The organism is Caballeronia sp. LZ003, assembly GCF_031451465.1.
Classification (GTDB): Bacteria; Pseudomonadota; Gammaproteobacteria; order Burkholderiales; family Burkholderiaceae; genus Caballeronia.
Genome location: NZ_JARUXJ010000002.1, coordinates 155,137 through 174,005, shown reverse-complemented (window position 1 = coordinate 174,005; position 18,869 = coordinate 155,137). Strand labels below are relative to the sequence as shown.

14 protein-coding genes are annotated in these 18,869 nt (G+C 60.2%); 8 read left to right on the top strand and 6 right to left on the bottom strand.

All coding sequences use genetic code 11. From position 1 onward, the window contains the following. Positions 1 to 167 precede the first annotated feature (167 nt). From uca to QCE79_RS15395, 8 genes are all read left to right on the top strand, one after another. Entirely contained in the window at positions 168 to 3,773 is a 3,606-nt protein-coding gene (uca, locus tag QCE79_RS15430; protein ID WP_309845654.1) for an urea carboxylase, read from the top strand. 160 nt (positions 3,774 to 3,933) lie between these two features. Beyond that, a complete protein-coding gene (locus QCE79_RS15425; RefSeq protein WP_309845652.1) occupies positions 3,934 to 4,926 on the top strand; it encodes a TRAP transporter substrate-binding protein in 993 nt (330 codons plus the stop codon). A gap of 47 nt (positions 4,927 to 4,973) precedes the next feature. Then, positions 4,974 to 5,552: a TRAP transporter small permease subunit gene (locus tag QCE79_RS15420; RefSeq protein WP_250469441.1), complete on the top strand. Its 579-nt coding sequence runs from the start codon at positions 4,974 to 4,976 to the stop codon at positions 5,550 to 5,552. A 12-nt stretch (positions 5,553 to 5,564) separates the two neighbouring features. Further along, positions 5,565 to 6,869: a TRAP transporter large permease gene (locus QCE79_RS15415; RefSeq protein ID WP_250469440.1), complete on the top strand. Its 1,305-nt coding sequence runs from the start codon at positions 5,565 to 5,567 to the stop codon at positions 6,867 to 6,869. 36 nt (positions 6,870 to 6,905) lie between these two features. Continuing rightward, positions 6,906 to 9,026 carry a hydantoinase/oxoprolinase family protein gene (locus QCE79_RS15410; protein ID WP_309845648.1) on the top strand — a complete coding sequence of 707 codons (2,121 nt, stop codon included), beginning with the start codon at positions 6,906 to 6,908 and terminating at the stop codon, positions 9,024 to 9,026. Further along, the gene (locus QCE79_RS15405; protein ID WP_309845646.1) at positions 9,023 to 10,699 is read left to right on the top strand and encodes a hydantoinase B/oxoprolinase family protein; all 1,677 of its coding nucleotides are present in this window, start codon (positions 9,023 to 9,025) and stop codon (positions 10,697 to 10,699) included. The genes QCE79_RS15410 and QCE79_RS15405 overlap by 4 nt, the downstream gene beginning before the upstream one ends. Positions 10,700 to 10,760: 61 nt before the next feature. Further along, on the top strand, positions 10,761 to 11,648 hold the full coding sequence (locus tag QCE79_RS15400) for an alpha/beta fold hydrolase (protein WP_250494616.1): 888 nt from the start codon (positions 10,761 to 10,763) through the stop codon (positions 11,646 to 11,648). Positions 11,649 to 11,722: 74 nt separating this feature from the next. Then, positions 11,723 to 12,685, top strand: coding sequence for a LysR substrate-binding domain-containing protein (locus QCE79_RS15395; protein WP_309845644.1), 963 nt, complete (start codon positions 11,723 to 11,725; stop codon positions 12,683 to 12,685). Here the strand turns inward: QCE79_RS15395 and QCE79_RS15390 are convergent. The 6 genes from QCE79_RS15390 to QCE79_RS15365 all read right to left on the bottom strand — a co-directional run bounded on the left by QCE79_RS15390 (position 12,668) and on the right by QCE79_RS15365 (position 18,711). Continuing rightward, entirely contained in the window at positions 12,668 to 13,504 is an 837-nt protein-coding gene (locus tag QCE79_RS15390; RefSeq protein WP_309845641.1) for a TIM barrel protein, read from the bottom strand. The two genes, QCE79_RS15395 and QCE79_RS15390, sit on opposite strands and share 18 nt — an antisense overlap. After that, positions 13,501 to 13,929: a RidA family protein gene (locus tag QCE79_RS15385; RefSeq protein ID WP_244830674.1), complete on the bottom strand. Its 429-nt coding sequence runs from the start codon at positions 13,927 to 13,929 to the stop codon at positions 13,501 to 13,503. The genes QCE79_RS15390 and QCE79_RS15385 overlap by 4 nt, the downstream gene beginning before the upstream one ends. A 13-nt stretch (positions 13,930 to 13,942) precedes the next feature. Beyond that, positions 13,943 to 14,650 carry a substrate-binding domain-containing protein gene (locus tag QCE79_RS15380; protein WP_309845637.1) on the bottom strand — a complete coding sequence of 236 codons (708 nt, stop codon included), beginning with the start codon at positions 14,648 to 14,650 and terminating at the stop codon, positions 13,943 to 13,945. Between the two features lie 26 nt (positions 14,651 to 14,676). Then, on the bottom strand, positions 14,677 to 15,345 hold the full coding sequence (locus QCE79_RS15375) for an aspartate/glutamate racemase family protein (protein WP_250511088.1): 669 nt from the start codon (positions 15,343 to 15,345) through the stop codon (positions 14,677 to 14,679). 155 nt (positions 15,346 to 15,500) lie between these two features. Next, positions 15,501 to 16,466 (bottom strand): hypothetical protein, encoded by a 966-nt coding sequence (locus QCE79_RS15370; RefSeq protein ID WP_309845633.1) that lies wholly within the window; start codon positions 16,464 to 16,466, stop codon positions 15,501 to 15,503. Positions 16,467 to 16,629: 163 nt separating this feature from the next. Continuing rightward, positions 16,630 to 18,711: an EAL domain-containing protein gene (locus tag QCE79_RS15365; RefSeq protein WP_309845630.1), complete on the bottom strand. Its 2,082-nt coding sequence runs from the start codon at positions 18,709 to 18,711 to the stop codon at positions 16,630 to 16,632. Positions 18,712 to 18,869 lie beyond the last annotated feature (158 nt).

Sequence of the window (18,869 nt, the reverse complement as noted above, 5' to 3'; positions counted from 1 at the left end):
CGTGAATGGTTCTATCTCGTGATGATGATTCGCGCGGGACGACTCGGCGCCTGTTCGTGCGACTCGCTAAAGTCTCATCGAACGAAAGTCTGAGGACGCTGCCGGGGACGACCCCGGCGTGCATCTTTCAATCGACGGGACGACCCGCCGACGCATCCGCCCCTGTCATGTTCGACAAAGTCCTGATTGCCAATCGCGGTGCCATTGCGTGCCGCATCCTTCGTACCTTGCGTTCGCTCGATATAGCAGGCGTCGCGGTCTATAGCGAAGCCGATCTCGCGAGCCGCCACGTCAGCGAAGCGCCCATCGCGCATTCGCTCGGTCAGGGCGCGGCTTCATCCACGTATCTGGATGTCGCGAAGATCCTCGAGATCGCGCGCCGCGAAAACGTGCAGGCCATCCATCCCGGCTACGGCTTTCTCTCGGAAAACGCGCTATTCGGGGAGGCGTGCGAAGCAGCCGGTATCGCGTTCATAGGACCGACGCCCGCGCAATTGCGCGCCTTCGGGCTCAAGCATACGGCTCGCGCCATTGCGGCCGAGCAAGGCGTGCCGATGCTCGAAGGCACCGGCCTTCTCGAAGACGCCGAAGCCGCGTTGCAGGCGGCTGGGCGCATTGGCTATCCGGTGATGTTGAAAAGCACGGCGGGCGGCGGCGGTATCGGCATGCGCGTGTGCTGGAATGCCGATGAACTCGCCGCGCAGTTCGACGTGGTGAAGCGCCTCGGGCAAAACAACTTCAGCGATGCGGGCGTGTTCATCGAGAAGTACATCGAACGCGCGCGGCATCTCGAAGTGCAGATTTTCGGCGATGGCCGCGGCAACGCGCTTGCACTCGGTGTACGCGATTGCTCGGTGCAGCGGCGTAACCAGAAAGTGCTCGAAGAAACGCCCGCGCCTTCGTTGCCCGATGGCATGGCAGAGGCATTGTGCGAAGCGGCGTTGCGGCTTGCCAGAGCGGTGGCTTATCGTTCGGCGGGGACGGTCGAATTCGTATACGACAGCGGTGCCGCGCAGTTTTATTTTCTCGAAGTGAACACGCGGCTGCAGGTCGAACACGGCGTGACCGAGCAAGTCTGGGGCGTCGATCTCGTTCAGTGGATGATCGAACTCGCGGCAGGCACGCTTGCGTCGCTCGACGAACTCGGCGCCGCGTTGAAGCCGGTTGGTCACGCTATTCAGGCGCGGCTCTACGCCGAAGATCCTGGCCGCGATTTCAAGCCGAGTCCTGGCTTGCTGACCGAGGTCGCGTTTCCCGAAGCGGATGGTAGCGCGCTGCGCATCGACACATGGATCGAAGCCGGCTGCGAAGTGCCGCCCTATTTCGATCCGATGCTCGCGAAGCTGATCGCGTGGAAACCGACACGCGAAGCCGCGCGCCACGCGCTCGCCGAAGCACTCGACGCCACGCGCATCTACGGCGTGGAGACCAATCGCGTGTATCTGCGGCAGATCATCGACGACACGCCGTTCGCTTCGGGCGAGCCGTGGACGCGTTGTCTCAAAGGGCTCAAGTATCGCGCGAGCACCGTCGAGATCGTGAGCGGCGGCACGCAGACCACGGTTCAGGACTTTCCCGGCAGACTCGGGTTTTGGGCGGTCGGCATTCCGCCCTCGGGCCCAATGGATGATCGAGCGTTACGCCTTGGGAACCGGCTTCTCGACAATTCGCCGGATGCGTCCGCGCTCGAAATCACGATGAGCGGTCCCACGTTGCGCTTCAATACGGACGCGGTGATCGCCATCACGGGCGCGGCGTTGAGCGTGACCGTCGATGGCATCGAGCAGCCGATGCACACGACGCTCTTCATTCCGTCAGGCGCGACACTCGCACTTGGTGCCATTCGTGGAGCGGGCGCACGCGCCTATTTGTGCGTGCGTGGCGGCTTCGATGTCGCGCAGTACCTCGGCAGCCGCAGCACGTTCACGCTGGGTCAGTTCGGCGGCCACGGCGGACGTGCGTTGCGCGCGGGCGATGTACTGCATCTGCATCCCTCGATCGATCGCGCACATGGCGTGCGCCTTTCGTTCACGCCCACGCTCGACCCGGTTCGCACACTGCGCGTGATCTATGGTCCGCACGGTGCGCCGGAGTACTTCAGTCCGCAATACATCGAGACCTTTCTCGACACCGAATGGGAAATTCACTTCAATTCGAGCCGTACCGGCGTGCGCCTGATCGGACCGAAACCCGAATGGACGCGCGAGGACGGGGGCGAAGCGGGACTGCATCCGTCGAACATTCACGACAATCCGTATGCGGTCGGCGCGATCGATTTCACTGGCGACATGCCTGTGATTTTGGGTCCCGATGGCCCGAGCCTCGGCGGCTTCGTGTGTCCCGTGACGATCATCGAAGCGGACCTGTGGCAGATCGGGCAGTTGAAGGCGGGCGACAAGGTGCGTTTCGTGCCTGTGCGGATCGATGAGGCGCGCGCGGCGGCACGGGCGCGTCTCGTCGAATTGAAGACGCTTGAGCCGCTTGAAGCACTGCCTGCAAGCGCTGATGAAAGACGCGCGTTGACATCGCCCATCGTGCTGGACATCGGCGCGAATCACGACCGGCTGGTTGCGCGTGTGTCGGGCGATACGCACCTGCTGCTCGAACTCGGCCCCGCGGAACTGGACCTCGTCCTGCGCTTTCGTGGCCATGCGCTGATGCAATCGCTCGAAGCGCTCGAGTTGCCCGGCGTGATCGATCTAACGCCCGGCATCCGCTCGCTGCAGGTTCACTATCAGCCTGAGCGCCTGCCGCTTGCAACGTTGCTCGATACGGTCGCGCAGACGTGGCAACGCGTGTTGTTGCAAAAGGACTTGCGCGCGCCTTCGCGCATCGTGCATTTGCCTTTGTCATGGGACGATCCCGCTTGCCGCCTGGCCATCGACAAGTACATGACCACCGTGCGGCCGGATGCGCCATGGTGCCCGAGCAATCTCGAGTTCATCCGGCGTATCAACGACCTCGAATCGATCGATGACGTCAAGCGCATCGTCTTCGACGCAAGCTATCTCGTGATGGGCTTGGGCGATGTCTATCTCGGCGCGCCAGTTGCAACGCCGCTCGATCCGCGCCATCGGCTGGTGACGACCAAGTACAACCCGGCGCGTACGTGGACCGCGGAGAACTCCGTTGGCATCGGCGGCGCGTATCTTTGCGTCTATGGCATGGAAGGTCCGGGCGGCTATCAGTTCGTCGGGCGCACGTTGCAGATGTGGAACCGTTATCGCGCGATTGCCGATTTCGCGGGCCGTCCGTATCTCTTGCGCTTCTTCGATCAGATCCGCTTCTACGAAGTCCCGGCCGATGAACTGCTGCATATTCGCGAGCATTTTCCGCTTGGACGTTATCCGCTCAAGATCGAGGAGACAGAGCTGTCTCTCTCCGACTACGAGGCGTTTCTGACACGCGAGGCGGCTGGTATCGATGCATTCCGCGCCCGTCAGCAAGCCGCGTTTCAAGCGGAACGCGAGCGTTGGCGTGAAGCGGGACAAGCACAGGAGAGCTTCGAGCCTCCGGTTGTAACCGAATGCGAGACCGTGCCGCTCGAAGACGGTCAGACCGCGGTGGACAGCGAGATCGCGGGCAATCTCTGGCAGGTGCACGTGAAGGCGGGCGAGCGCATTGCGGCAGGCGACGTGATGTTCGTGATCGAATCGATGAAGATGGAGATCGCCGTGTGCGCGCCCTGCGCGGGCATCGTCGCCGATGTTCACGTGGCGCCTGGCACGCCCGTGAAGGCGGGACAGCGCGTGGCGATCATCGGGAACGTCTAAATGTCGTAGCCAAGGAAGCCGCAAGTCCCCGTTGAATTTCATTCAACATGTCATTTTTTTTTTGAACTGGCAGCCCTCCCCCTGCGAATCTAATCTGAACGCGGATTGAGAACACGCGGCTACCCACGCCGCGACCGCATTCACTTCGCAGAGGGTTCAAATGAACGGACTGAAAAGACTAGGTGCTTTCTTCGCGCTGAGCGCCGCATTCACGCTGCAAACTCCTGCGTTTGCCGTCGATTGGGATTTCGCCACCGCGAATGCGCCGGGCAATTACCAGACGAAACTGGACGAGAAGTTCGCGGCTGAAGTGGCCGCCGCCACCAACAACGAAGTGAAGATCAACATTCACGCGGGCGGGCAACTCGGTTTCAAGGGCCCGGAAATGTTGAGCGTGATTCGCGATGGACTCGTGCCCATCGGGTCGTTTCAGTTCGCGCAGCAAGTCGGCATATCGCCGATTCTCGGGGCATCGTCGGTACCGTATCTCGTATCCGGTTTCGATGAGATGAAGACCTTCCGCTCCGTCTCGAAGCCCTACTACGACGCCGAATTCAAGAAGTTCAATCAGAAGCTGCTGCTCACCATTCCCTGGCCCGGCCAGAACGTCTTTTCCAAAGTCGAACTGTCGAACTCGGACACCTTCAGGACCATGAAGATCCGCACGACCGACCGCAACGGCAGCGACTTCTTCCGCAGCCTTGGCGCATCGCCGGCGCAGATTCCCTGGGGTGAAGTCGTGCCCGCGCTGTCGACGGGCGTCATCAATAGCGTGTCGACATCGACATCGTCTGCCGTGGATGGCCAGTTCTGGGACTTCCAAAAGGCGTGCAACGTCGTCAACTGGCAATCGAACTTCGAAGGCGTGTCGGTCAATCTCGACGCCTGGAACAAGCTCAGTGCGAAAAACCAGAAGGCTATCGAAGAGGTCGTCGCACGACTCGAACCCGTGTTCTGGGACGCGGCAAAAGCGGAAGACAGCAAGAACTTCGAGACCCTCAAGGCGAAGGGCATGGAGATCTACACGCCGCCCGCGGCCGTGCGCGACGCCATGGCAGCCAAGGGAAAGCCGAGCTGGACCGCCATCGAGGACGCGGTGCCCGCCGCCAAGCCACTCCTCAAAAGCTATCTGACCGCGGTCGGCAAGCAGTGAGCCGCATCCGTTCTTCGAAAACCACGGTCACAGCGGAGTCAATGCCCATGGAAAACATCGACACAAGCGCGCATGTCGAGAGTTCGAAGGGACGTGCGTTCGTGCAGAAGGCGTTGTTCTCCATCGATATGCTCGCCCGTCTGGATGGCTGGCTCGGCGCCCTCTGCCTCTGCCTGCTATGCCTCTTGATGATTGCCGGCATCGTCGTGCGGACGCTGTCGACCGTGGTGAGCTGGTTGCCCAAGGACATACCCATCGCATGGGAATACAGCTCGTATCTGATGGCCGTGACCTTCACGTTCGGCGCCGCGCTCACGCTTCGCGCAGGCGGCCATATCCGCGTCAGGGTGCTGTTGTCGAACGCATCGCCTCGCGTCGTCAAGGGCCTCGAATGCGTATCGGCGGCGGCGGGCTTCGCGTTCGCGGCGTTCTTCTCGGTCGCCATGACGCACTTCTCGTATCAGGCGTTTCTCACCGACGAACGCTCGCTTGCCAGCAGCACGCCCTTGTGGATACCCAAGGCATTCGTCGCGTTCGGCGCGATGCTGCTTGCGCTGCAGTTACTCGCCCGCCTCGGCCAGTTGTTTCTGGACGAGCCTGTCGAAGACAAGAACCTGATTCATTGAAGGCTGAGACACATGGGAACGATACTCACGACAATGGCCGTGCTGCTGTTCGGCGGCCTGTCCATCGGCATATGGGTTGGATTGACGCTTGCCATTACCGGGTCGCTCGCGCTCTTCATTTTCAGGTCCATTCCGGTCGACCGGCTGATCGCTCAGTACGCATGGAACGTGATGACGACGCAGGAGCTGCTGGCCTTGCCGCTTTTCATCGTCATGGGCGAGATTCTGTTTCGAACGCGCATCTCGACGTCGCTCTTCAAGGGACTTGCGCCGTGGGCGAGCTTGCTGCCTGGAAAGCTCTTGCATTCGAATGTCATCGGATGCTCGATCTTCGCCGCCATCTCTGGCTCGTCGGCGGCGACGACGCAGATCGTGGGCCGCGTCACGCTTGCGGAGCTCAATCGCCGCAACTACGACAAGCGGATATCCATGGGCAGTCTGGCAGGGGCGGGTACGTTGGGCTTTCTCGTGCCGCCATCGAACATCATGATCGTGTATGGCGTGCTGGCGCAGGTTTCCGTACTCAAGCTCTTCGCCGCAGGACTGATACCGGCCATTCTTCTCGCATCGTGCTTCATGGCGTGGATCATGATTCACACCACCTGGAACAAGAGCCTGATTCCCGAGGAAGAAAGTTTCGCGACCATGCCCTGGCGCGAGCGCTTTGCATCGCTCAAACATCTTGCGCCGGTCGCGCTATTGATCGGCGCGGTTCTCGGCAGCATGTACGGCGGGCTCGTCACGCCATCGGAAGCGGCTGCGGCCGGTGTGGTCGGCGCGCTTGCCATCGCGGGCTTTCAAAAGGACCTGAGCGTTGCAAAGCTGAAGGAAGTCGGCCTTGGCGCGGTAAAGACCTGTTCCATGATCGCGCTGATCATTCTCGGCGCATCCATTCTCGGCAGTGCGTCCGCGTTTCTCGGCGTGGGACAGGCGGCCGCCACGTTCGTGCAGGAACTGCACCTGTCGCCGGTTGCGCTGCTGTTCGTGCTGTTCATCGGCTATATCCTGCTCGGCTCGTTTCTCGAAGGCTTTTCGATCATCGTCATTACGTTGCCTATTGTTCTGCCGATGGTTCTCGCAGCCGGATTCAACGCCATCTGGTTCGGCATCTTTCTGGTGATCGCGGTGGAGATCGTTCAGGTTCACCCGCCTATAGGCTTCAATCTCTTCGTGATTCAAGGCATCACGGGAGAGAAGCTCTCCGTTATCACCAAGGCCACGCTGCCCTATCTCGTGCTGCTCATTCTGTTCGGCATTGCATTGATCGTGTTTCCGCAGATCGCGCTCTGGTTGCCGGAACAACTCGGCTTGAAGTGAGCATGCGCTGTCGTATCTCGCTGATAAATGGAAAATATGATGACGTCTAGGTTTGCCATCTCAGTCGATATCGGTGGAACGTTCACCGACTTCGTATTGCTGGACAGCAAGAAGAAAAGTGTCACGACCGCGAAGGTCCTGAGCACGCCCGAACGCTCGGAAGAAGCGATATTTTCCGGCTTCGAGCACTTACGCCGCGATGCGGAACTGGACCTCGCGGATTGCGATGTCTTCCTGCATGCGACGACGGTCATCACCAACGCCGTCATCGAACGCAAGGGGCACGACTTCATTTTGCTGCATACCGAAGGCTTCGGCACGACGCTTGAAACCGGCCGTGAGCATCGTTACAACGTATCGAACTTGAGGCTGGCTTTTCCGAAACCGCTGACCAAACACCGGTTGAAGGTATCGGTACGTGAACGCATTGCCTACACGGGTGATCTCGTGCGGCAACCCGACCAAGCTGAACTCATCGCGGACGTGCGCCGTCTCGTCGAGGAAACGGGCGTGACGAACTTCGCCATCTGTTTTCTGCATGCCTTTCAAAACCCCGCCAACGAGCAGTTGGTGGAAAGCTGGCTTGCAGAAGCCTTCCCCAATGCCGTCATTTCCACATCCAGCGCCGTGGCCCCGCGTTCGGGCGAGTACGAGCGCTGGATGACATGCGCCGTGAATGCGTTCACCAAGCCGTTGCTGAGTCAGTACGTGAAGCGCCTGGAGACGAGAGCCGCCGACGCGGGCTTCAATGGCCGCCTTTTGATGATGACGTCGTCCGGGCTGCCGCTGCCCATCGGTCACTGCGTCAGAGCGCCCGTCCGTTTGATCGAGTCCGGTCCCGCGGCAGGCGTTCTCGCCGCGAGAGAGATCGCCGCACGTAATGCGCTGGAGCCGCAAGACAGCGGTGCCGTGGACGATACCGTGCTCGCCTACGACATGGGCGGCACGACCGCCAAGGGCGCGTTCCTCATCGCCGGCAAGGTCGATGTGCAAGCGGGCCTCGAAGTGGCGCGCGAAGGCGCATTCGAAGCCGGCAGCGGCTTTCCGCTCATCATTCCCGCGCTCGACTTGATCGAGATTGGCGCGGGCGGTGGCAGCATCGCCGAGATCGACGAACGCGGCGCCATCTCCGTCGGACCGAAGAGTGCGGGCGCCGTTCCCGGCCCGGCATGCTATGCGCGCGGCGGACAAGCCGCGACCGTCACCGATGCAAATCTCTTCCTCGGCTTTCTCGGTGAGGCGAACTTTCGCAATAGCGGCATCGACGCCACCCGGGTTGAAGCCAAGCGTGCGATTCAGCAGAACATCGCGGAACCGCTGGACATCTCGGTGGAGCGCGCGGCTATCGGCATTCATCGCACCATCAACGAAAACGTGGCACGCGCGTTTCGCGTGCATGCAGCGGAACTCGGTGTCGACTACCGGCGCGCCACGCTGGTCTGCACCGGCGGTTCGTCGCCCGTGCATGCGTTGCCTATTGCGCAGCTTCTGTCCATCCGGCGCGTCATCTTTCCGTTCGCCGCGGGCGTGGCTTCCGCCATGGGCCAGTTCGCGAGCAGCGAAGGGATCATCCTGCAGCAAACGAGAAGGATGAGTCTCGCCGATGTCACCGATGACGTCATCGCGCAAGAAGTCGCTCGACTCGTGCAGGCCGAGCCATACGCAAGCCAGCTCGTCGATGGCGGCGCGCGGACCATCGTGAAACTCGGCATGCGCTACGAAGGACAAGATTCGGAAGTGACCGTCGAGATATCCGATGAAGGGCGTTATCTGAATGCGGCAAACATTCGCGCCAGATTCCTCGATGCCTACAAGGACATCTTCGGCCTGAACTTTCCGGACTACGGTATCGAGATCAGCACGTGGGTGGTCGAAGTCTCCTTGCCCGAGCATCTCAAGTCCGTGCGCGACTTCAGCTACGACGCGCTCACGCCTTCAGCAAGAATGGAGAAGGGACCCAGGTCCTGCTACATCAGCGACGGCGCAACGGAAGTCTGGACCGAAGTCCCCGTCTTCAACCGATACGCCTTGCCGGTTGGCTGGAAACGCTCCGGCCCCGCGCTGATCGAAGAGAACGACACCACCATCTACGTTCCAGCGTTTGCCGAAGCACGGATTGCATCGACGCTGGATCTCATCGCGGAGCTCAAGTCGTGAATGCTACAGTCAAGATGGACCCGGTCGATGCCGGCATCATCTGGTCCCGTTTCGTCTCGGTTGCGGACGAAATGGTTTCGGCCATGGAACGCACCGCTTTCTCGACGATGGTGCGGGCAAGCGGCGACTTCTCGTGCATGATTTTCGACGCACGCGGCAAGCTGATTGCGCAAGGCGCGACGAGTGTGCCGTCGTTCACGGGAACCGGCCCAAGCACGCTTGCTCATATCCTCGACGTGTTCGACGCGGCCGCTCTGCGCGACGGCGATATCATCGTGACCAACGATCCCTGGATCGGCACGGGTCATACGTTCGATATCAACGTCGTGAAACCCGTGTTCTTCGAAGGACGCATTGCCGGATACTGCCTGACCGTTTCGCATCTTGCCGATGTTGGCGGCGTGGGAATGGGTTCGGTCGCGAAGGACGTCTACGAGGAAGGCTTCTCGCTTCCGCCCGTGAAACTCTTCGAAGCGGGCGTGGAGAATCGCTTCGTGTTCGACTTCATCAGAAACAATGTTCGCACGGTCGATTACGTGTTGGGCGACATCTATTGCAATGTCGCGGCATGCAACGTCGGCGCGCAAGGGCTCGTCAAGATTCTCGTGGAGCACAAGCTGTCCAACACCATCGACGCCGCCGATGCGATCTTCGCGCTCACGCGCAAGTCGATCAACGCGAAGCTCGAACTCATGCCCAAGGGAAGTTATGCGGCGACCATACCCGTCGAGGGCGGAAAGGACTTCCCCGACATCTCGCTCTCCGTCACCGTCACGTTGAGCGACTCCGGCTTCGCGTACGACTTCGACGGAACGGACCCGGTGGTGAATCGCGGCGTCAACGTGCCGATCTGCTATACACGCGCGTTCTGCTACTTCTGCACGAAAGTGCTCGTCGCGCCCAGCATTCCCAACAATCAGGCCATACTCGATTTCGTCACCATAGCGGCGCCCGACAACTGCATTCTCAATGCGCTCAGGCCGAACCCGACCGGTGCGCGGCATGTCTTCGGCCATTTCGTCGGACCGCTCATTTTCAATGCGCTGGCCGAGGCCTTCCCCGACGACGTTCAAGCCGACTCGGGGATGGTGTTCCAGATGAATCTTCGCGGCCAGACGCGCGCGGGAAAGCACTATTCGTCGATCTATTTTTCGGCGGGCGGATACGGCGCGCTAGCAGGTTACGATGGCCGCCCTGCCTTGCCCGCACCGGCCAACATCATCGGCGGCTCGGTTGAATTCTGGGAGCAGCAGATTTGCTGCACCTTCCTCAAGAAAGAGATACTCAGAGACTCGGGCGGGCCCGGCGAGTTTCAAGGCGGCAACGGTCAGATCTTCGCGATCAGGAACGACACGGGTCATCCCATCGAGGCATCGTTCATGGCGTCGCGGACCAAGATAGCCGCGAAAGGATTTGCAGGCGCGGGCGCCGGCGCGCATCGGCTCATCTTCGTGGACGATGTCGAGACCGATCCCAAGGCGCGCGTGCTCATTCCAGACGGCGGTATCGTGGAGATTCGCGACGCGGGCGGCGGCGGATACGGCAACCCGGATTGCAGATCGCTCGATGACATTGCAGCCGACCTCGAAGCCGGGCTGATCAGCGCGCAGTTTGTCGACGACAACTATCCCCGGCAGGCGCGTCAGCTCGCGCGCTCCGTGGGTGCATCGTGAAGCCGGCTTTTTGGCCCGATACAATGCACAACACGCACCTTCACTCAGAAAGAGAACCGACATGTCAGGCGTGATAGACCTTGGCGGCAAGTCCTTCACCAGGCGCTTCGTGCGAAGCGGAGACATCCGCTTTCATATGGTGGATGGTGGCGTCGGCCCGACGGTCGTGCTCGTGGCGGGCTTCCCGCAGACCGCTTATGCGTGGCGTCGCGTGCAACCGCTTCTGGCCGATTCCTACCGCACCATCGCCATCGATTTGCCCGGTCAAGGTTACTCGGACAAGCCCACCACCGGCTACGACACCGAGACCGCCGCCGCGCGCATCAATGGTCTCTTGCGGTCGCTGGGTGTCGAGCGTCACTTCTATGTGGGCCATGACATCGGATCGTGGATTGCTTATCCGTACGCGCATCGCTATGAGGCCGAGCTCGACGGCATCGTGTTCATCGATGGCAACATCCCCGGCATCACGCTCAAGCCCGAAGTATCGGTCACCGCGCCTTCGAACTGGAAGAGCTGGCACTTCTTGTTCAACGCGGTGGACGACTTGCCTGAAGCGCTCATTGCAGGCAAGGAGCGCGTGCTGATCGAATGGTTCTTCAACAAGAAGACCGCCAACGCAATGGCCACGTTCGAGCTTGCCGACATCGACGAATACGTCAAGGCGTATGCGTCGCTCGGCGGCCTGCGCGGCATGCTCGGCTATTATCGGGCCGTCGAAGAGGACATGAAGCAGAACCAGAAGCTCTTTGCCAGCAAGATCAAAAAGCCCGTGCTCGCGCTTGGAGGCGATGTGGGCAGCGCGCCCACCATCCATGAACTGATGAAGCCGCTCTGCGAAGACCTGAGCGGCGGTGTGATCCAAGACTGCGGGCATTACATTCCCGAAGAGCAGCCGCAAGCGCTGGCAGCGGAACTCAAACGCTTCTTCGAGACATGTCTCGGCTGATCGATATCGATGCTGCGAATGTCTTCCGCCCTGCGATGCTTTATCCTTGCCGTCATCGGGACACGGGGGCATAGATGACGGCCGGTTCGAGAAAGAAGGAAAGCGATGAAGCCGAAGCCGTTCCGGACACGCGCCGTGTGCGCTTTCCGCCGCTCAAGTCGCTGATCGCGTTCGAAGCGGCCGCTCGGCACGGCAGCTTCACGCAAGGCGCGGAAGAGATCGGCATTACCACGTCGGCGGTGAGTCATCACATTCAGCAACTCGAAGACTTTCTCGGCGTTCCGCTCTTTCAGCGACATGCCGGGCGCGCGGTGCTGACCGTCGCGGGCCGAACCTATGCGCGCGAACTGGAAAAAGCATTCGGCATGATCGCCACTGCGACGAGTCTTATCGCGCCGCAATCGTGGGGCGGTCATCTGTCGATTGCCGTGCCCAATAGCTTCTCGGTGAAGTGGCTGCAACCGCGTCTGCAAAACTTCCTGAAAGCGAACCCGCTGTTTCGCGTTCGACTTGCGACGCTTCACACACATGAACTCGATGCCAACCGCTACGACATAGCAATTGCGCATGGGCCTCAAACGCCGGGATTGAAGCTTGCCGAGCCATTGCTCATCGAACGGCTCAGGCCGCTTTGCAGTCCGCAACTCGCGGAGGAACTCGGCCTGAAAAGCCCGAAGGATCTGGCTAAGGCCACGCTCATCCACTCCAATAATCCGCTGAACTGGGTCGATTATTTTCGGCGCATAGGCAACCTCGTCGTCAAGCCCGCGCACGACTTGTGGCTCGACCGCTCCGCCATGGCAATCGAAGCTGCGGTAAAGGGCTTGGGCGTGGTGCTGGAAAGCGAGATCCTCGCGGAAGAAGAGTTACGCGATGGCCGGTTGATCGAGCCATTCTCCGACCCGAAGTTCCACGTCGAAAATATCTCTTACTATCTGCTGCGCTCGTCGAGTCTGCGCAATTCGGCCGAAGCGGCCGTGTTTGAAAAATGGCTTCGAGCTGAATTCGAGTTGGCCAATCTAAGAACGATGTTCTGAGTGCTTGCTCAAGCCTGCGGCTTGCGTAAGGGCTTGACGCCAATCGAGTCCGGCGGCAGTCGTTCCACGCGGACGGTACTCGCATCCTATCCAGCCTGAATAGCCGCTATCGGCTATCGCTCGTGCAATCGCGGGCCATGACATGTCGCCCGTGCCCGGTTCGTTTCGTCCTGGTACGTCGGCGACCTGAATGTGCGCCACGTCACGACGATGCATGGCGAACGCATCCAGTACGTCCATGCCGCTCATTGCCGCGTGATAAAAATCGAAGAGCAGTTTGACGTTGCCTTGCGGGATGTCGCGGACGTACGCGCTCGCCTGAGCAAGACTCTTGAGGAAGTAACCCGGCACGTCTTGCTGGTTCAGACATTCGAGCACAAAGGTTACGTTCTGCCCTTCCGCGCGCTTTGCGGCCCACGCGAGATTCGAACGAAAGACGGCTTCGGCCTCGGCTGGCGAGCAGCCGTCCGGCACTCGTCCCGCCATCAAGTGAATCAGGCTGCACTCCAGCGCGTTAGCGTAGTCCAACGCGAGATCGACACCTTCGCGAAAAACATCGACATAGCCCGGAATACAGCCAAAGCCGTTGGAGCCTACGGCCCCTCTTTCGCCCGCCGGCGTGTTGATCAACACTTGTTTCAAGCTCCACTGGCTCAACACGTTGCGAAGCTCGGTGGCATCGTAGCCATATGGCGATGCGTATTCGACTGCCGCGAAGCCATGCAACGCAGCGGCTTCGAATCGCTCAAGAAATGGCAACTCGGTAAAGAGCCATTTGAGATTAGCCGCGAAGCGTACGCGCGAAGACCGTGCAGTCATTTCAACCCCACGATCATTTCGACTTCCACTGCCGCGCCATGCGGAAGCTGCTGCACGCCGATCGCGCTTCGTGCATGCTTGCCGCGTTCTCCGAGCGTTTCGATCAATAGGCGGGACGCGCCATCGATCACCGCGCCCTGTCCGGTGAAATCCGCCGCCGATGCGACGAATCCCGTAATCTTCACGATCTGCGCAATGCGCTCATGTCCGCGGAGCGCGTGCGCGAGTGCATCGAGACATGCTTTTGCACATAACGCTGCCGCTTCTCGTGCGTCTTCAGCCGATAAGTCCGCGCCGACCTTGCCGCTGTATTTGATCGCTCCGTGCTCGCGCGGAAGCTGGCCGCTCACGAATGCGAGATTGCCGAACACCGTAACGGGCGTGATGAGTTGACTGGGCATTTGCTTGTCGTCTGCGCGCTGCATGAATATCGTCTCCTCAAAGAATCGTTAGCCCAAGCCGCTCGTACGCGTGGCGCGCTTTATCGGAGAAAAGGGATTGCAGCAAGGCACATGCATCTTCCGATTGTGCGCGACCCGAAAACATCCCGACATAAAAGTCGGTATGGAACTGAATCTCTTCCGGAAGCGGGCCGATGATCTCGATGCCCGCCACCATGGCCAGTTCGCTCATCTGTTGAATGGCGACGTCCGCCTCGCCACGCACGATGCATTCGCCCGTAAAGCCCTTCTCGATGATGGTCGCGCGCTGATTGACCTGCTCCGCGATGCCCATCTCTTCGATCAAGGTGGCGAAATAAACGCCGCTTGCGCCGGTCTTCGAATATGCGACCGATCGCGCGTTCAACAGGACCTCGCGCAAGTCTTCAACGCTTCTTATCGACCGAGGCACGTCCCGCACAGATGCCGCCACACCCACGCCGGTTCTGACCAACCCGCGCACCGTCGGTACATCCAGTACGTTTTCATCGGCGAGACGCTTCACATAGGCGCGAGTCGCAATCAGCATGTCCGCTCTTTCACCGGCAGACACGCGCTCTTGCAGCACGTTGGTTGGATCGAACATAGCTTGCACGCGGATGCCGCTACTTCGTTCGAACGCTGGAATGACGACATCGACGAGCGCGCTCTTGACCGCGAGCGTGCTCATCATCGAAACGGCTGGCGCGAGCGATGGAGTAGGCATCGTTGAATCCATGACGGTAAAAGACTTCAGCGCGACAAATGCAGGCGCTTCTTGAGATCGGCAACCGCGCTGCGCGGTGCGGAAAATACCGGACAACTCGCGACTGAAGTCACGGCATCGAGTGCCTGAGCGGTTGAGAAATGGGCCAGCATGATCGCGTCGTAGCCATGCAGGCTCGCGGCCTTTTCTGCAACGATACGGTTGTGCGTGTCGCGGTCGCCCGCACGCAGCTTGTCGATTGCATCGTCGACCACGAAGGTGGCCAGCGTAGCTTGCGGGTTCATGTTCGATGCTTCCTCGAAGAACTCCGCCACCATGGTCGGCAGGGCCGGCGCGAACGTTGCGATCATCGCGATGTTTCTGCCTTCTGCAAGCGCATCGGCGAACATGGCGGTGTTCGGCTTGCAAACAGGTATGGGAAGCGCCGCGTCCGCGGCATCGATGGCGGGACCGAAGGCCGAACACGTCGCGAGGACCGCATCCGCGCCGCTTTCGTACCCGTATCGCGCAAGATTCACGAAGCGTGTCTGCAATGAGTCGGGCAGCTCTTTGCTGTCGCCTCTGGCCGAGGTCAGACCGTCGTCGAGAAGATTGGTGAGCCTGGCTTCTGGCCAGTCGCGCAGGAACGCGTCGTGTATCGGCGCGATGGCAACGGGCGTGGCGTGCAACAGCACGATGGAAAGGTCATGTCTCATGGATGTCGATTCGCCGCTGGTCGGCTGCCGGGTCATGCGCCCGGCATCGATTCAAGCGTAGCGAATGACGCGTTGGCATTCCAACGCAAAGAAATCAACACCCGTTGAGTCAGAGTCACGACAGCAGGCTTCATGCGTTAATACAAGCGCGCGACTCACGCCGCCTTGCCGCCCATCACCTGTTCCTGTTCGATCCAGATCTGGCTGTCGGGAAACCAGAACGCGTCAGGCTTTGGCGGTACGGCCAAGGTAGTCGGCAAATCAGGATTGAATATCTTCGACCATGCCGACAAGTAAGAAGGCATCTTTACGAGGTATCCGCACTTCGAAAGCAGCAGGCTCGACACCAACGCTTCGCGCCCGATCTCCAAACCCGGATAACCGCTGAAGTGCACCGGCATGTCGCCTGTGGACAGCAGCTTGGCCGGTGCAACACTGACCGAGCGATTGAACGGCCACGCGCGGAAGAAGTCGATGAACGCCTGCTCATCGCTCGAAACGAAGATGTTTGTCAGAAGCGGATTGAGCGCGAGGGTCTGCTCGACCAGCCGGCAGAAGTCGGCCCAGGGCAAGGTCATCGCTTCGAACTTCTTATCCGTGCCTCGGTAGTGAACACCGAGTGTCGATTGGCCGATATCGAGTTTGGCGCAGGTTGCATCGACTTCATCGCGAAGGGCTGCAACCGGCCGGTAATGCGAGCGAAACAAGTCGCTCGAACTTTGCAACCGCAGACCCGCTTCATGACGTTGCCGCAAGCCGAGTTGCACGAGATCGCGCACGGTAGAGGTTCGCACTCTGCGCGGCAACTTCACATCGCCGGATGCCCGCACGCTTTCAAAGAGCGCCGAGAACCAGTCTATTTTGCCTTCCGGGTCGCCATAGAGACCGCCGCGTGCCGAGATTTGCGGTGTCAGCCGTTTCTCTTCGCAATGCTTGAGGATGAAGAGCACCATCTGCATCACGGAAAAAAAGCCGGAGTTTTCCCTGATCTCGATAGCGAACACATTGCGATTCAGCCGCTGTCGCGCATGCAGCGACAAACGCACTGGAGCGGCGAGAGAATGCTTGAAGCCTTCACTGCGCCGAAAGCGCCTGACACGATCGACCACCGTTCGCAACATGTGCGGTCCCCGACTCGGATTTGTCTTTTGGAATGACCGTATGGTCCAGCGCTACGGTAACTATGACGGGAGAGTAGCACCGTGCAACGTGTAACGGATCGACCCTCGTCGGCGTTCTGTTGGCTAGCTAACGTGATGGGCGGAAAAAGTTACTGGCGAAGTTTCAATGGCGTCCTGTCGATGCGACATCGGCGACGGAAGCGATAAACGCATTGGCCGTCATTGGCTTGCCGAGCAAAAACCCTTGGAGAATGTCGCATCCCAGTTGCGTGAGAAAAGCCTGCTGTGCAGTGGTTTCGACGCCTTCCGCCACGATCCTGAGATTGAGCGTTTGTCCGAGCGCCACGATGGCCGAAACAATCGCCGCGTCTTCCGTACCGTGAGCAAGTTCACGCACGAAGCCACGATCGATCTTGAGTTCGTTGGCGGGCAAGCGCTTGAGATAAAGCAGACTGGAGTAGCCGGTGCCGAAATCATCGATAGAGATCTGCACGCCTTCTTCCCGCAGTCGTTGCAAGACCTTGAGGCTCACTTCGACATCGCGCATGGCCGTCGATTCAGTGATCTCCAGAATCAGCGATTCCGCTGGCAGGCCATTGCGACGAAGCGCGCCGCGAACCGCTCGTACGAGACCCGAGTGAACGAACTGCAATGGCGAAAGATTGATCGCGATGGTCCACTCGCTATGACCGCGATCGTGCCACGCCTTCAATTGCCGGCAGCCTTCGCTCAGCACCCATTCGCCGATAGGAACGATCAACCCTGTCTTCTCCGCCATCGGAATGAAGCGGTTGGGCGCCATCAGTCCGTGCACGGGATGGTTCCAGCGCAATAGCGCTTCCGCGCCCACCGCCGGACCATTTGGCGCCTTGAATTTGGGTTGATAGTGCAAGGCGAGCTCACCGCGCGTCAACGCCACGCGAAGCTCGTGCGCAAGTTGCATCTGCTCGTAAGAGTCCGCATGCATCGACGGTTCGAAGAAACAAAAACCGCTGCGGCCAAGGGCTTTCGCGTGATACATGGCGGTATCGGCATTGCTCAGAAGCTCTTCTTGAGTCGCACCGTCGTCGGGAAAGATCGCAATGCCCACGCTCACGGAAATCTGCACTTCCTCGCCTTCCATGCGAAACGGCTTCTCAATGGTCTCGGTCAAGCTCGCGGCGATTTGCGCGGCCACGGTTGCGTCGTCGACGTTCGAGAGCAGCACGAACTCGTCGCCGCCGACCCGCGCAATGGTGTCGTGTGACCTGACGTTGGCGCGGATGCGCTTCGACACTTCGATCAGCAACAGGTCGCCGACATGATGTCCGAACGCGTCGTTGACCGCCTTGAAGCCATCGAGGTCCATGAACATCAACGTGAAGCGGCGCTTTGCATCGCGCGCGCCATGCACCAGTTGTTCCAGTCTGTCTTCGAGCAAGACGCGATTCGGCAACTCGGTAAGGCTGTCGTGAAGCGCCAGATAGGCAAGTTCCTTGTTCGCCTCCGCGAGCGACGCCGCGAGCACGGCGGTGCGCGATTCGAGCCGCAAGTCCAGAACGGAGATGATCAGCGCGATGGCCAGCACCGAGAGTGTCACGACGATCACCACGACCGCCAGCCATCCGGTATCCGCGCCTTCCTTAGCGGCACCGCATATCGCGCCCGTGGGAAAGCGCGCGGCCGCCATTCCGGTGTAGTGCATGCCGACGATGGCAAAGCCCATCAGGAGCGACGCGCTGCCGCGAAAAAACAAGAGCCGCGACGCCTGCTGACGTAAGCGAAAGGCAATCCAGAGCGCAGCGCCCGAGGCGACGATGGCAATGGCCACCGATACAATGGTGAGCCATGGGTCGTATTCGATCGGCGGCCGCATGCGCATGGCGGCCATGCCCGTGTAGTGCATGCCGGCGATAGCCGGTCCCATCAATAGCGCCCCGATCACGATCCTGAACGCGGGCAGCGTCTTCTGACAGACGAGCCAGAGCGCGAACATCGATGCCGCGACGGCAATTAGAAGCGATGCAAATGTAATCAGCGGGTCGTAGCCCAGCTTGATGGGCAAGCTGAACGCCAGCATGCCGACGAAGTGCATTGCCCAGATTCCGAGTCCCATTGCACAGGAACCGCCGATGAGCCACCAGCGCGCCGCGGACCCCCTGGCTTGCGCGATACGCCCTGCCATGTCGAAAGCCGTGTACGCGGCCAGGATTGCCACGAGAAGCGAGCAGACGACAAGCAAAGGGTTATATGAGTAAGCGAGCATTGAGCGCTATTTTCGCAGGCTTTCGTTGTCGCTCCCGGGTAGAGAACAGCATCGCGGTGACGAATGGAGACCTGTCATCGACAGGAGCCCATATCTTAACCAAGGCATGGACAAATCCGGGCTCTATTCATCCCATTCGTCGAAGAAAGCCTTACCCA

What these genes read in the sequence shown, in the direction of transcription:
- uca (WP_309845654.1), top strand. Translation starts at nt 168, where the DNA reads ATGTTCGACAAAGTCCTGATTGCCAATCGCGGTGCCATTGCGTGCCGC.
- QCE79_RS15425 (WP_309845652.1), top strand. Translation starts at nt 3,934, where the DNA reads ATGAACGGACTGAAAAGACTAGGTGCTTTCTTCGCGCTGAGCGCCGCA.
- QCE79_RS15420 (WP_250469441.1), top strand. Translation starts at nt 4,974, where the DNA reads ATGGAAAACATCGACACAAGCGCGCATGTCGAGAGTTCGAAGGGACGT.
- QCE79_RS15415 (WP_250469440.1), top strand. Translation starts at nt 5,565, where the DNA reads ATGGGAACGATACTCACGACAATGGCCGTGCTGCTGTTCGGCGGCCTG.
- QCE79_RS15410 (WP_309845648.1), top strand. Translation starts at nt 6,906, where the DNA reads ATGATGACGTCTAGGTTTGCCATCTCAGTCGATATCGGTGGAACGTTC.
- QCE79_RS15400 (WP_250494616.1), top strand. Translation starts at nt 10,761, where the DNA reads ATGTCAGGCGTGATAGACCTTGGCGGCAAGTCCTTCACCAGGCGCTTC.
- QCE79_RS15395 (WP_309845644.1), top strand. Translation starts at nt 11,723, where the DNA reads ATGACGGCCGGTTCGAGAAAGAAGGAAAGCGATGAAGCCGAAGCCGTT.
- QCE79_RS15390 (WP_309845641.1), bottom strand. Translation starts at nt 13,504, where the DNA reads ATGACTGCACGGTCTTCGCGCGTACGCTTCGCGGCTAATCTCAAATGG.
- QCE79_RS15385 (WP_244830674.1), bottom strand. Translation starts at nt 13,929, where the DNA reads ATGCAGCGCGCAGACGACAAGCAAATGCCCAGTCAACTCATCACGCCC.
- QCE79_RS15380 (WP_309845637.1), bottom strand. Translation starts at nt 14,650, where the DNA reads ATGCCTACTCCATCGCTCGCGCCAGCCGTTTCGATGATGAGCACGCTC.
- QCE79_RS15375 (WP_250511088.1), bottom strand. Translation starts at nt 15,345, where the DNA reads ATGAGACATGACCTTTCCATCGTGCTGTTGCACGCCACGCCCGTTGCC.
- QCE79_RS15370 (WP_309845633.1), bottom strand. Translation starts at nt 16,466, where the DNA reads ATGTTGCGAACGGTGGTCGATCGTGTCAGGCGCTTTCGGCGCAGTGAA.
- QCE79_RS15365 (WP_309845630.1), bottom strand. Translation starts at nt 18,711, where the DNA reads ATGCTCGCTTACTCATATAACCCTTTGCTTGTCGTCTGCTCGCTTCTC.